At 67.4% G+C, this 13,526-nt stretch carries 12 protein-coding genes; 9 read left to right on the forward strand and 3 right to left on the reverse strand.

All coding sequences use genetic code 11. The annotated features are described in order from the left end of the window. Nucleotides 1–102: 102 nt before the first annotated feature. Nucleotides 103–1,011: a LysR family transcriptional regulator gene (locus AC1PQG_RS18850; RefSeq protein ID WP_481119329.1), complete on the reverse strand. Its 909-nt coding sequence runs from the start codon at nucleotides 1,009–1,011 to the stop codon at nucleotides 103–105. Between the two features lie 106 nt (nucleotides 1,012–1,117). Between AC1PQG_RS18850 and AC1PQG_RS18855 the strand changes: the two genes are divergently transcribed. The 6 genes from AC1PQG_RS18855 (at nucleotide 1,118) to AC1PQG_RS18880 (ending at nucleotide 6,023) form a co-directional block, all read left to right on the forward strand. Next, nucleotides 1,118–1,999, forward strand: a complete 882-nt coding sequence (locus AC1PQG_RS18855; RefSeq protein ID WP_481119330.1) for an SDR family oxidoreductase — start codon at nucleotides 1,118–1,120, stop codon at nucleotides 1,997–1,999. Further along, nucleotides 1,996–2,811: a DODA-type extradiol aromatic ring-opening family dioxygenase gene (locus AC1PQG_RS18860; RefSeq protein WP_481119331.1), complete on the forward strand. Its 816-nt coding sequence runs from the start codon at nucleotides 1,996–1,998 to the stop codon at nucleotides 2,809–2,811. The genes AC1PQG_RS18855 and AC1PQG_RS18860 overlap by 4 nt, the downstream gene beginning before the upstream one ends. 2 nt (nucleotides 2,812–2,813) lie before the next feature. Next, on the forward strand, nucleotides 2,814–3,353 hold the full coding sequence (locus AC1PQG_RS18865) for a cytochrome b (RefSeq protein WP_481119332.1): 540 nt from the start codon (nucleotides 2,814–2,816) through the stop codon (nucleotides 3,351–3,353). A gap of 28 nt (nucleotides 3,354–3,381) precedes the next feature. Next, a complete protein-coding gene (locus AC1PQG_RS18870) occupies nucleotides 3,382–3,957 on the forward strand; it encodes a YceI family protein (RefSeq protein WP_481119333.1) in 576 nt (191 codons plus the stop codon). Nucleotides 3,958–4,006: 49 nt separating this feature from the next. Further along, entirely contained in the window at nucleotides 4,007–4,573 is a 567-nt protein-coding gene (locus AC1PQG_RS18875; RefSeq protein WP_481119334.1) for a YceI family protein, read from the forward strand. A 331-nt stretch (nucleotides 4,574–4,904) separates the two neighbouring features. Further along, a complete protein-coding gene (locus AC1PQG_RS18880; protein ID WP_481119335.1) occupies nucleotides 4,905–6,023 on the forward strand; it encodes an acyltransferase family protein in 1,119 nt (372 codons plus the stop codon). Between the two features lie 85 nt (nucleotides 6,024–6,108). On the opposite strand, the gene AC1PQG_RS18885 is transcribed toward AC1PQG_RS18880, so the two are convergent. Together AC1PQG_RS18885 and AC1PQG_RS18890 are read right to left on the reverse strand one after the other, a co-directional pair. After that, nucleotides 6,109–9,036 (reverse strand): HD domain-containing phosphohydrolase, encoded by a 2,928-nt coding sequence (locus AC1PQG_RS18885; RefSeq protein ID WP_481119336.1) that lies wholly within the window; start codon nucleotides 9,034–9,036, stop codon nucleotides 6,109–6,111. Between the two features lie 18 nt (nucleotides 9,037–9,054). Then, nucleotides 9,055–10,077 (reverse strand): AraC family transcriptional regulator, encoded by a 1,023-nt coding sequence (locus AC1PQG_RS18890; RefSeq protein WP_481119337.1) that lies wholly within the window; start codon nucleotides 10,075–10,077, stop codon nucleotides 9,055–9,057. A gap of 250 nt (nucleotides 10,078–10,327) precedes the next feature. Between AC1PQG_RS18890 and AC1PQG_RS18895 the strand changes: the two genes are divergently transcribed. Genes AC1PQG_RS18895 through AC1PQG_RS18905 form a run of 3 tightly spaced genes read left to right on the forward strand, consistent with a single transcriptional unit; the run spans nucleotide 10,328 to nucleotide 13,465 of the window. Beyond that, on the forward strand, nucleotides 10,328–11,092 hold the full coding sequence (locus tag AC1PQG_RS18895; protein ID WP_481119338.1) for a 3-hydroxyacyl-CoA dehydrogenase: 765 nt from the start codon (nucleotides 10,328–10,330) through the stop codon (nucleotides 11,090–11,092). A 32-nt stretch (nucleotides 11,093–11,124) separates the two neighbouring features. Further along, nucleotides 11,125–12,312 (forward strand): acetyl-CoA C-acetyltransferase, encoded by a 1,188-nt coding sequence (locus AC1PQG_RS18900; RefSeq protein WP_481119339.1) that lies wholly within the window; start codon nucleotides 11,125–11,127, stop codon nucleotides 12,310–12,312. A gap of 16 nt (nucleotides 12,313–12,328) precedes the next feature. Continuing rightward, on the forward strand, nucleotides 12,329–13,465 hold the full coding sequence (locus AC1PQG_RS18905; protein ID WP_481119340.1) for an acyl-CoA dehydrogenase: 1,137 nt from the start codon (nucleotides 12,329–12,331) through the stop codon (nucleotides 13,463–13,465). The last annotated feature ends 61 nt before the right edge of the window (nucleotides 13,466–13,526 follow it).

Genomic DNA, 13,526 nt, shown 5'->3' on the forward strand with positions numbered 1-13,526 from the left:
CGCTAGCGCCCCTGAAGCGGATGCGTATTCTCTCTGTCGGGGCCGGTCATGATGGTGTTATAGCAGAGTTCCCGAGAGCGGCAATCCGCGTGCGCTTGACGCTTACGGCAGGCTTTGGTCCCAGTACGGCACGGGGCCGATGCGCTCGGCAAGGTAGTCCGCCAGCGCACGTACCCGGCTGGGTACATAGCGGTTACTCGGGAAGACCGCATAGATCCCCAGCTCGGGCCCCGGGAAGTCCGCCAGGATGCGCGTCAGCAAACCGGCCTGGATCGCGGGCGCGGCGATGAAGCTCGGCTGCCGGCAGATGCCGAGGCCGCGCTGGGCCATGTCCACCAGCGCATCGCCGCTGTTGGCCTGCAGGCGGCAGCGCACCGGCACCCAGATCAACTCCTCGTCCACCAGATAAGGCCAGCTGACCTTGGCGGTGCCGGTGTAACCGAGGCACTGGTGGGCCAGCAGATCCTCCGGCTTCTGGGGGCAGCCGTGCCGCTCCAGGTAGGCCGGCGAGGCCAGTGTGACCATCCGCGCCACCGACAGGCGCCGCGCCACCTGGGTCGGGTCGAGCTGCGTGGTGATGCGGATGGCCAGGTCCAGGCCGCTCTCGATGAGGTTCACCTGGCGGTCGTCGAAGTCCATGTCCAGGCTGACCTCCGGATAAGTGGTCGCGAAATCGGCGACCAGCGGCACCAGATGGCGTACCCCGAAGCTCATCGGCACGCTGACGCGGATCGGCCCGCGCGGGCGGCGGTCGCCACCGGCCAGGTCGCTCTCGGCGACGCCGACCAGATCGAGGATCTCCCGGCTGCGTTCCAAGTAGGCCAGCCCCGCCGAGGTGAGCTTGAGGCTGCGCGTGCTGCGGGCGATCAGCTTGACGCCCAGGTGGGCCTCCAGCGCAGCGATCTGGCGCGTTACCGCCGAACGGGCCAGGCCCAGGTGATCGGCGGCGGCCGTAAAGCTGCCGGCCTCGGCCACGCGGACGAACACCTCCATGGCATGCAGACGATCCATTGTTTCAAATCAGGCAACAAACATTTCACCATTAAAGGCTATTTCCGTTCCAATCGGAAGCATAAAGTTCGCTCCACAAACCAACAACCAACAAGAGAGAACTGCCGTGATCCTCGTCAGCGGCGCCAATGGCCGATTCGGCCGGCGCATCGTCCAGCACCTCATCGCCCGCTCCCCGGCCCCCGTGACCGGCCGGCTGGCGGTGAGCGTCCGCGAGCCCGCCCGGGCCGCCGACCTGGCGAGCCGCGGCGTGGAGATCCGCCACGGGGACTTCGACCAGCCGGCCACGCTCGCCGACGCTTTCGCCGGCATCGAGCGGCTGATCCTGATCACCACCGACGGCCCGCGGCCGCAGCGCATCGCCCGCCATCGCCAGGCCATCGCCGCCGCCCGCGACGCCGGCGTGCAGCACGTCTTCTACGTCAGCCTGCTGGACGTGGCCGCCGATTCGCCAGCCGAATGTGCCGCGGTGCACCGGGAGGCCGAAAATGCCCTGGCCGACAGCGGCCTCGCCCACACGGTGCTGCGCAACACGCTGTACGCCGACGACCTGCCCCAACTGGCCGGACCGGCGCTGAACGACGGCATCCTGGCGCTGCCGGCCGGCGAAGGGATCGTCAGCCTGGTGTCCCGCGACGAGCTGGCCCAGGCCATGGCCGCCGCCGCCCTTGCCCCGCGCCTGGAGAAACATGTGTATGAACTCACCGGCCAGGTCGCCAGCGGCTACGCGGCAATCGCCGGCAAGATCGCCCGGGTCGGCGGCCGGCCGCTGCGCTACACGGCGATCGCCGAGGCCGATTACGTCGCCGCCCAGCAGCAGGCCGGCCTGCCGGCATGGCAGGCCAGCGCCCTCGGCAGCCTGTTCCGTGCCGTCGCCGAGGGGCGCTTTGCGCGCACCAGCAATGATTTCGCGGCCTTGGTCGGCCACCCGCCCAAGTCCCTCGACTGCATGATCCACGAATACTTCACCCCGAGGAGCACCTCATGACCGCCCGCCAACCCGTCCTCTTCGTGTCCCACGGCGCGCCCGACGTGCTGCTCAACCCAGGTGCCACGGTCCACCTGTGGGAACGCCTCGGCGCGGACCTGCCGCGGCCCCGCGCGGTACTGGTGATCTCCGCCCACTGGGCGGCCCGCCAGCCGACCGTCAGCACCGCCGCGACACCGGAGACCATCCACGACTTCGGCGGTTTTCCGCCGGCCCTGTACGCGATGGAATACCCGGCCCCCGGCGCGCCGGATGTGGCCGCGCGGGTCTGCGAACTCCTCGCCGGCGCCGGCCTGCCGATCGAAGAAGTGCCCGACCGCGGCCTCGACCACGGCGCCTGGATTCCGCTGAAAGCCATGTACCCGCAAGCCGACATCCCGGTCGTCCAGCTCGCGCTGCAGCCCTACGCCGGCACCGACTGGCACCGCCGCCTCGGCGTCGCGCTGCGTCCGCTGCGCGACGAAGGCGTGCTGATCCTCGCCTCCGGCGCCGTGACCCACAACTTCGGCTGGCTCACCTGGGGCACCAACAGCCAGCCCGTCCCGCAGGCGCGGATCTTCTCCGACTGGCTCGGCGAAGCCCTGTCCCGCGACGACCGCCCGACCCTGCTGGACTACCGCCGCGTCGCCCCTCATGGCGCCGATGCCCATCCCAGCGAGGAGCACCTGCTGCCGTTGTTCGTCGCCCTCGGCGCCGCAGAAAAGGACGAAATCCCCCTCCGCCTGGAACCGGAATACACCTACGGCGGTCTGGCGATGGACGCTTACCTGTGGCAAACAGGCAGTGCGTCCCCTTTCCGCACGGAGCAATAAGAATGAACAAACCCACCGAACGCTATACCGGCCCCGCCATCGCGGCCCACTGGCTGATCGCCATCCTGATCCTGGCGGCCTTCCCGCTGGGTCTCTACATGCATGAGCTGACCCTGTCGCCCACCAAGCTCAAGCTGTACTCGTATCACAAGTGGATCGGCATGACGGTGCTGCTGCTGTTCGTGCCGCGCATCCTGTGGCGCCTCACCCACCGCCCGCCGGCACCGCTGCCGATGCCGGCCTGGCAGCACAAGATCGCCGAGGGCACCCATCACCTGCTGTACCTGCTGATGTTCCTGGTACCGCTGTCGGGCTGGCTGATGAGCTCGGCCAAGGGCTTCCAGGTGGTGTATTTCGGCGTGCTGCCGATCCCCGACCTGATCGGCAAGGACAAGGAGCTGGGTGAGCTGCTCGAGGAGATGCACGAAGTCCTCAGCTGGTCGCTGATCACCCTGGTCGGCCTGCACCTGGCCGGCGCCCTCAAGCACCACATCATCGACAAGGACAGCACGCTGCGCCGCATGCTGCCCTTCGGCAAGTAAGCCGCCCCCCAATACAAGGAGAGACACCATGAAGATCAATCACATCGCCCTGTCCGCCGCCGCCCTGCTGCTGGCCGGCGCCGCCCACGCCGCCGAGTTCAAGCAGGTGGATACCGCCAAGAGCAGCCTCGCCTTCACGTCCAAGCAGATGGGCGTGCCGGTGCCCGGCAGCTTCAAGAAGTTCACCGCCCAGCTGGCCTTCGACCCGGCCAAGCCGACCGCCGCCAGCACCACGCTGGAGATCGACCTGGCCAGCATCGACGCCGGCTCCAAGGACGCCAACGACGAAGTGGTCGGTAAGCAGTGGTTCAACGTCAAGGCCTTCCCGACCGCCAAGTTCGTGTCCACCGGCGTCAAGGCCCTCGGCGGCAACCGCTTCGAGGCCGTCGGCAAGATGACCATCAAGGGCCAGACCCGCGATGTCACCGCCCCCTTCACCTTCAAGCAGGACGGCGCCAACGGCGTCTTCGACGGCGCCTTCGTGCTCAAGCGCATGGACTTCAACATCGGCGAAGGCCCGTGGTCCGATGTCAGCGCCGTCGCCAACGAAATCGAGATCAAGTTCCACGTCGTGGCTGCCCCGGTGGCCGTGGCCAAGAAGTAATCCCCAACAATCCCCAACCCCAAACCTCAACGTAAAACGGAGATTCAGCATGAAGAAACTCGTCACCCTGGCCATCGCCGCCGCCCTGTCGTCCGCCGCCTTCGCCGCGCCGGAAACCTACACCATCGAAGGCACCCACACCTACCCGCGCTTCGAGTACAGCCACTTCGGCTACTCCACCCAGCTGTCGCGCTTCGACAAGACCAGCGGCACAATCACGCTGGACAAGGCCACCAAGACCGGCTCCGTCAACGTGACCATCGACACCACCTCGGTGGATACGGGCTACCCGCTGTTCAACCAGCACATCCAGGGCGAAGACTTCTTCGACACCGCCAAGTACCCGACCATCACCTACAAGTCCACCAAGGTGAACTTCGACGGTGACAAGCCGGCCACCATCGAAGGCAACCTGACCGTCAAAGGCATCACCAAGCCGGTGACCCTGACCGTCACCTCCTTCCACTGCATGGACCACCCGATGCTGAAGAAGCCGGCCTGTGGCGCCAACGCCACCGCCACCATCAAGCGCACCGAGTTCAACGCCGGCAAGTACGCGCCCTACGTGGGCGACGAGGTCAAGCTGACCATCGCCGTCGAAGCCTACAAGCCGTAAGCCCACCGGGGGCGCGCCCGCGCCTCCCGCCGGACGAATGGGCATATCTTTCAGGATATGCCCATTTTGGGCGAATTTTGACCACACCCCGCCGTACGGTCCGTATAATTACGGCTTAGCGTTCAACACGCCGAGCAACATCGCCCCAACCGGCGATTTTCCGGATTGATCTGTTTCTGTCCCAGCTTCGTCGAGCATCCGGCACACTTTGCCGGAACTGCATCGGCCACCTTTTCTTCCCGCAGATCCTGTCCGCCCGAGCAGGCCACCGAGCCCGCTCGTGCCCGCATGTTGAGCATCGATTCCTGCCTTCCGGAGGACACGCGAACCCATGCGCAGTGAAGCTCTAAGAATGCCGGCGATAGATGCCCTCAAGGCCATCGCCTGTGTATTGATCGTGCTGCACCACCTGGCCTTCTACGGGCCGATGGCCGATGTGGCCAAACCCCTCATGCCGACGTTGATCGAAGGCCTGGACGTCTATGCCCGCATGGCGGTGCAGATCTTCCTGGTCGTCTCCGGTTTCCTGTTCGCATCCAAGTTCGCCCCCGCCGGGCTGCCGACGCCGATCGTGCCGTTGTACGCGCTGCTGCAGCGCTATACCCGCCTCGTCGTTCCCTATTCCGCCGCGCTGCTGATCGCCATCTGCTGTTCGGCGCTGGCCGGCCTGGTGATGGACCACCACTCCATCTCCTCGGCCCCCGACCTGCCCCGCCTGCTGGCCCACGTACTGCTGCTGCATGATCTGCTCGACCAGGAAGCCCTGTCGGCCGGCGTGTGGTACGTGGCCATCGACTTCCAGCTCTTCGCGCTGGGCATCCTGCTGCTGTGGCTGCCGACCCAGCTGGCCCACCGCCAGCCGGCCCTGCGCGCCGCCGCGCCGCTGCTGATCGGCGGCATGACCATCGCGTCCCTGTTCTACTTCAACCGGGACGCCTGGTGGGACGAGAGCGCCTTCTACTTCTTCGGCGCCTTCGGCATGGGCATCCTGGCCTGGTGGGCCTCCGGCCGCGAACGCGCCGGCCGCTGGCTGGCCCTGCTGGCACTGTTGGCCATCGCTGCGCTGAGCGTGGACTTCCGCGGTCGTATCGCGATTGCCGGCACCGTCGCGGTCTTTCTCGGCCTGGCCCGGTGGACCCACGTACTGCACACCATGCCGCTGCCGGCCCCACTGGCCCGCCTGAGCCGCATTTCCTATTCGGTGTTCCTGGTGCATTTCCCGCTGTGCCTGCTGGTCAATGCCACCATCACCTACTTCTTCCCGACCAATCCGGTCATCAATGCAGCTGGCCTGCTGGTCGCACTGTCCGTCAGCATCGCCGGCGGATCCGTGTTCTATCGTTGGGTCGAGAGCTATCCCTTCCCGACCCGCATGCGCCTGCTGTTCCCGGCCGGCGTCGTGGCCAGCGGCTGGTTGACCGCCCTGGCAGCCGCCAACCTGACGAACTGATCTTCGTCCGTACCACACCCCGCCCGGCGGCGCGATCCGCTGCCGGGCCCCCTTCCTCCGCTCTCCCGCAGTACGCCCCGCCGCCTCAGCCCTGCGCCAGCAGCACCGCCTCGTCGACCTCGTCGATGCACTCGGGCTGCATGAAGCTCAGCGCGTAGTCCCGATACACCCCCGCCTGCACGAACAGTGCGAACAGTTCCGCGTCGATGTGCGCCGCGTCGCGCATGCGCGCCATGATCGCCATCGCCTCCGACAGGCGCTTGCCGCGCTTGTAGGGGCGGTCCACCGCGGTCAGCGCCTCGAAGATGTCGGCGATCGCGATCATCCGCGCCACCGGGCTCATCTCGTCCCGGCGCAGGCCGCGCGGGTAGCCGGTGCCGTCCATCTTCTCGTGGTGCCCGCCGGCGAGTTCCGGCACCGCCTTCAGATGGCGTGGGAAAGGCAGCGCGGCGAGCATGCGGATGGTTTGCACGATGTGTTCGTTGATCTTGTAGCGGTCCTCCTCGGTGAGGGTGCCCCGCGCCACCGACAGGTTGGCCAGTTCGCCACGGTTGTAGAGCAGTTCCGGCACCGCCATGCGAAAACCCCACGGGTTGTCCGCCGCAATGCGCTCCTCCGGCCGGCGCTCGATACGATGCTCGGGTTTGTCGGCCAGCAGCGCCTCCTGCACCGGCAGGATTGTGACCGGCTTGCGACACCGCTCGTCCTCGGAAACGCCGAGCCGATCATCGAGGGTACGCAACCAGGTCCGCCCGGCGATCTGGCGCAGGCGCCCGACGCGCTCCGGCGCCATCGCCTCGCCGCCCTCATTGCACGACGCCACGAAGGCGAACTCCTCGTCGAGCTGGGCCCACGCTTCGGTCAGCCGTGCCCGGGCTTCGACGGCATCTGCCCCATCGGCGATAGCCCGCCAGCAAGCCACCTCCGCATCGCGCTTGAGCACCTCGAAACGCATTCGCACCTCGTGGATGCGGTCGTAGATCGTCTCCAGCTTGGTGGCCTTGTCCACCACGTATTCCGGTGTGGTCACCTTGCCGCAATCGTGCAGCCAGGCCGCGATGTGCACCGCCTCCCACTCCTCGTCGTTGAGGCAGAAGTCGCGGTACGGCCCGTCGGTCGCCGCACAGGCCGCCCGCGCCAGCATCTTCGACAGCTCCGGCACCCGCGCGCAGTGGCCACCGGTGTAAGGGCTCTTGGCGTCGATGGCGCCGGCCAGCAGGCGGACGAAGGATTCGAACATCTGCTTCTGGGCGTGGATCAGGCCCCGGGTCTCGACGGACACCGCCGCCGAACCGGACAGCGCCTCCACGAAATGCACCAGCTCCGGGTCCGGCGCCTGCCGGAACCACAGCACCAGCAAACCCAGGCGCTGCTGCTTGCGGTCCAGCAGCGGCACCGCCAGATAGGCCAGCGTGTGCTCGCCGATGGCTTCACACAAACCAGTGCAACTACGCCCGGCACCGTGCCCGGAACGTAGCTCTCCGACCGCAGAGCGGGCCCCCCGGGCCACCAGTTCGGCCATCGCCTCCCCCGGCGGCGCAAAGGGCATCGGCAGACTATTGCCATCGGCGCCGCGCAAGGCCACCGCATCCAGGCCGTCACCGCCGTCACCGTCCCGCGCCAAGTAGAGCACCCCGGCCCGTGCGCCGACCACCGCCAGCGTCTCGTCCACCAGGCGCGGCAGCAGACGGTCGAAGTCGGACTCCTCGGCGATCAGCGACGCGATGTCGAGGAAGCGCCGGACCGCGCCCTTCATCGCCCCCAGATCCGCTGCCAGATCGTCCACCTCACGCACTACCGAGCAGGTCTTCACCGCCCCGGCGAAGTCGAAACGGCGGATCGCCGCCGTCTCCACGGCCAGTTCGCGGATTGGCCGTGCCACCAGACGGGCCGTCCAGTAGGTCAGCGGCAAAGCCAGCAGCACGACGATCAAGGTCGCCACAATGGAGCTATCACGAATGGCCCGCGCCTCGACCAACAACTCTTCGTCGGGGATCGCCACGCCGAGATAAATCGGCCGCCCACCCTGCATGGAAAGGCGCGCCACCGCCCCGTGCCAGTTGCGCCCACCAGACTCGAAGGCGGTCAACGGCATCTCGCCAGCCCCGTCGAGCGCCGGCAAGCGGGCCGCCAGCCCCGCCAACCCGCCGCCATCCAGCGCCGACAGCAGCGGCCGCTCGACGACGCCGCCGACTGCACGGGGCTGCCAGCCCAGCTCCGAGTAGGCGATGACCCGCTTGTCCTCATCGAACAGCACCAGATGGGAGCCCGGCGTAATGCGCTGGCGACGCAGCGTGTCGTCCAGCGTGGCCAGGCGGATGTCAGCCCCCACCACCGCGCGGCCAGACTCGGCACGGCGTGCCAGCGTCACGCCGAGCTTGCCGGTGGCTGCGAACAGGTAAGGCGCGGTCAGTATCGAGTCGCGGCTGCCCATGGCCTGCGTGAACCAGCCGCGCCGGCGCGGATCGTAATTGCGCGGATATTCGGGGCGCTCCCGCAACTTCAGCTCGGCCAGTTGATTGTCGAGGAAGATGAAGCGCCCGTCCTGTCCAGTGATGCTCTGGATCACGTAAGCCGCCTCCCGCGGCGCGCCGAGCTGGCGTCGGTCCTCGTCGCTGGTGAAACGCATCAGCAGAAAGAAATCGCCCGTTGCGTAGCCGACGTAGAAGGAGCTCACCGATGGCGTGGCCAGCAGCGCCTCCTGCAGGACAGCCAGGCTCTCGCGCCGCTCGGCCAGCGTGCCGGCCCGCACCAGCGGCTGCAGGGCCAGCAGGCGCAGGCTGGCATTGACAGGCTGCAACAGGCTCTCCGTATCGCCTACGGTCTGCTGCGAAATACGCCCCAGCAGATCGCCGGCGGCCCGCTCCAGCATCTGCGCGCTACGCGTGTAGGACAGCCAGGCGATGCTGCCGCCAGCGAGCAGCACCAGCACGAAGAACAGTGTCGAAATATGGATGTGCAGCGGCCAGCGGAAACGACGTGCCGGCCTGGAGGGTGAGGTTTCGGCCGTCATCGGGATGCTCCCTTTCCGCTAGTGTCCGGCGAGCGCGCGCCGGTATTCGCCCGGCCGTGCGCCGGTCCACTTCTTGAACGCCCGGTGAAAGGCGCTGGCCTCGGCGAAGCCCAGCTCCAGCGCGATGTCGAGCACCGATTTGTCCGAATGGCTGAGCTGGCTGATCGCCAGGTCAAGGCGCAGGTCGTCCTTGATCGACTGATAGGACTGGCCTTCGTCGAGCAAGTGCCGGCGCAGCGTGGACACCGAAAAATGCAGTTGCTGGGCGAGGGTCTCGAAGTCCGGCCACGCATCCGGCGGCATCCGCCGCAAGCGGCGCCGGATACGCGCCACCAGCCCTTCGCTGTTGCGATACTTGACCAGGAAGTTGGCCGGCGCACTGCGCAGGAACAGCTTCATCGTGCGCTCGCTCTGCACGGTGGGCATGTCAAGGAATTCGGCCGGAAAGGCGATCTCGGTGCATGCGTCGCCGAAGCGCAGGTCCGGCGAGAACAGCACCCGCCATTCGGCGCTGAAGTCCGGCTCCAGGCAACGGAAGCGCGCATGGCCCAACGGGATGCGCCGCCCGATCAGCCAGCAGGCCAGGCCGTGCAGGATGATCAGGAAGGTGCCGTAGGCAAAGGCCCGCCGCGGCTCGGCCTGGCGATCGATGATCTCGACGCGGGCCGTCTCGCCATCGCGCACCAGCACGCCTTCCAGGTCGTCGAGGAGCAGCCGGAAGAAGCGCAGTGCCCGGCGCAGCGCCCGCTCCAGCGTGTCGCAATGGATCACGCTGTGACACAGCAGCGTGAAGCTGCCAGCCTTCATGCGATGGGAGTCCATGCCGAAGAACTCGTCGTCCATCGACTGGGCGATGAGATGCCATAGCACCGCGAAATGCTCCGACGACACCCGAGCCTGCGGCGCGTTGAGGAGCTCCGGCGAGATGCCGGCCTGGTTCAGCAGCGCGTCCGCGTCGATGCCGCGCGCGCGAACTTCCACCAGCGCTTCATGGACGAAGCCGATGGAGATCGTGCCCTTGTCGGACGTGGGTTCGCTCATGGACATCCGGCCGGAAACAGGAACAAGGAAAGGGGTCGGGACGCAGCCCCGGAAGCACACCGCCGACGGCTTGCCGGAACCGCGCCTCGCCGCGCCACACGGGGCTTTGCGCCCCTTCGATGTGGCAAATTCTATCATCCACATTGAGCGTTTTAGGCATGGAAGCCGGCGGGGCTTGTGCCTAGACTGCGCCCCACATCGTGTCCGCCCCGGCGGACCCTTCAGCCGACAGCAACGAGGAGAGAGATAGATGGATATCCAGAACAACGTATTCGTGGTGACCGGCGGCGGCTCGGGCCTGGGTGCAGCGACCGCGCAGATGATCGTCGCCAAGGGCGGCAAGGTCGTGCTGGCCGATGTGAACAAGGAAGCCGGCGAAGCCAAGGCCCTCGAACTGGGCGCCAACGCGCGCTTCGTCGCCACCGACGTGACCGGCGAGGACAGCGCCAAGGCCGCCTTCGCCGCCGCCGTCGAGCTGGGCACCCTGCGTGGCCTGGTGAACTGTGCCGGCATCGCCCCGGCCGAGAAGGTCGTCGGCAAGGAAGGCGCCCACAAGCTGGAGTCCTTCGCCCGCACCATCAACATCAACCTGATCGGCACCTTCAACATGACCCGCCTCGCCGCGGAGATCATGAGCAAGAACGAACCCAACGCCGGCGGCGAGCGTGGCGTGATCGTCAGCACCGCGTCGGTGGCCGCCTTCGACGGCCAGCTCGGCCAGGCTGCCTACGCCGCCTCCAAGGGCGGCGTGGTCGCCATGACCCTGCCGATCGCCCGCGAGCTGTCGCGCACCGGCATCCGCGTGATGACCATCGCCCCCGGCATCATGGAAACCCCGATGCTGCTCGGCATGCCCGCCGACGTGCAAGAAGCCCTCGGCAAGATGGTTCCATTCCCCTCCCGCATGGGCAAGCCGGCCGAGTACGCCGCGCTGGTGGAGCACATCTTCAGCAACAGCTACCTGAACGGCGAAGTAATCCGCCTCGACGGCGCCATCCGCATGGCCGCCAAGTAAGTCCCCCTCACCGAATTCGCGAAAGGCACACCATGAGCACCAACGACCCGATCGTCATCGTCTCCGCCGCCCGTACCCCGATGGGTGGCTTCCAGGGCGACTTCGCCAGCCTCACCGCTGCCCAGCTCGGCAGCGCAGCCATCAAGGCCGCCGTCGAGCGCGCCGGCATCTCCGCCGAAGCCGTCGAAGAAGTGATCTTCGGCTGCGTGCTGCCCGCTGGCCAGGGCCAGGCCCCGGCCCGCCAGGCTGCGCTGGGCGCCGGCCTGCCGCTGTCCACCGGCTGTACCACCGTCAACAAGATGTGCGGCTCCGGCATGAAGGCCACCATGCTCGCCCACGACCTGCTGCTGGCCGGCACCAACGAGGTGATGATCGCCGGCGGCATGGAGTCCATGACCAACGCCCCCTACCTGCTGCCCAAGGCCCGCGGCGGCTACCGCCTCGGCCACGGCCAGGTGATGGATCACATGTTCCTCGACGGCCTTGAAGACGCCTACGAGAAGGGCCGCCTGATGGGCACCTTCGCCGAGGACTGCGCCGGCAACTACGGCTTCACCCGCGAAGCGCAAGACGCCTACGCCATCGCCTCGACGACCCGCGCCCAGGCCGCCATCAAGGACGGCTCCTTCGAGTGGGAAATCACCCCGGTGACCGTTGCCGGCCGCAAGGGCGACGTGACCATCACCAGCGACGAGCAGCCGCCGAAGGCCAACATCGAGAAGATCCCCAGCCTGAAGCCGGCCTTCCGCAAGGACGGCACCGTGACCCCGGCCAACTCCAGCTCCATCTCCGACGGCGCCGCCGCGCTGGTGCTGATGCGCGCATCGACCGCCGCCGCCAAGGGCCTCAAGCCCATCGCCAAGATCGTCGGCCACAGCACCCACGCCCACCAGCCCAACCTGTTCGCCACCGCCCCGGTCGGCGCCATGCAGAAGCTGCTCGCCAAGACCGGCTGGACCACCGCCGACGTGGATCTGTGGGAGATCAACGAAGCCTTCGCCGTCGTCACCATGGCAGCCATCCACGATCTGAAGCTGGACCACGCCAAGGTCAACATCCATGGCGGCGCCTGCGCCCTCGGCCACCCGATCGGCGCCTCAGGCGCCCGCATCATCGCCACCCTCCTTGGCGCACTGAAGAAGACCGGCGGCAAGCGCGGCATTGCCAGCCTGTGCATCGGCGGCGGCGAAGCGACCGCCCTGGCCGTCGAGATGCTGTAAGGAAAGGACACACACGATGATCCTCACCCAAGAACAGGAAATGATCCGCGACTCCATGCGTGCCTTTGCGCAGGAGCGCCTCGCTCCCTTCGCCGCCGAATGGGACAAGCACCACACCTTCCCCGCCCAGGCCCTCAAGGAACTCGGCGAACTCGGCGCGCTGGGCATGGTGGTACCCGAGGAATGGGGCGGCGCCGGCATGGACTACATGAGCCTGGTGCTGACGCTGGAAGAGATCGCCGCCGGCGACGGCGCCACCTCCACCGTCGTCTCGGTGCAGAACTCCCTGGCCTGCGGCATCACCCAGAAGTACGGCACCGATGCGCAAAAGGAAGAATGGCTGAAGCCGCTGGCCCGCGGCGAGAAGCTCGGCTGCTTCTGCCTCACCGAGCCGCACACCGGCTCCGACGCGGCGGCCATCACCACCCGTGCCGACCGTGACGGCGACGACTTCGTGCTGAACGGCGTCAAGCAGTTCATCACCACCGGCAAGCATGCCCAGATGGCCATCGTCTTCGCCGTCACCGACAAGGCCGCCGGCAAGAAGGGCATCTCCTGCTTCCTGGTGCCGACCGCCACGCCCGGCTTCATCGTCGGCCGCACCGAAGACAAGATGGGCCAGCACGCCTCCGATACCGTGCAGATCATCCTCGAGAACTGCCGCGTGCCGGCCAGCGCCCTGCTCGGCAAGGAAGGCGAAGGCTACAAGATCGCCCTCTCCAACCTGGAAGCCGGCCGCATCGGCATCGCAGCCCAGAGCATCGGCATGGCCCGCGCCGCCTTCGAGGCCGCCATTCGCTACGCCAAGGAGCGCGTCACCTTCGGCGTGCCGATCATCGAGCACCAGGCGGTCAACTTCAAACTGGCCGACATGAACACCCTGCTCGACGCCGCCCGCCTGATGGTGTGGCGCGCCGCCCAGTTGAAGGACGCCGGCAAGCCCTGCCTGAAGGAAGCCTCGATGGCCAAGATGTTCGCCTCCGAAGCCGCCGAGAAGATCGCCTCCGACGCCATCCAGATCCACGGCGGTGTTGGCTACACCAGCGACTTCCCGGTCGAGCGGATCTACCGCGACGTGCGCATCTGCCAGATCTACGAAGGCGCCAACGACATCCAGCGCCTGGTCATCGGCCGCAGCATCGCCGCTGAATAAAGCCAGGCCTTAACCCGCCACGGCCCCCGCTCTCGCGCGGGCGGAGCGCTCCCGTACTCGA

Source organism: Zoogloea sp. GDB6 (assembly GCF_056724105.1).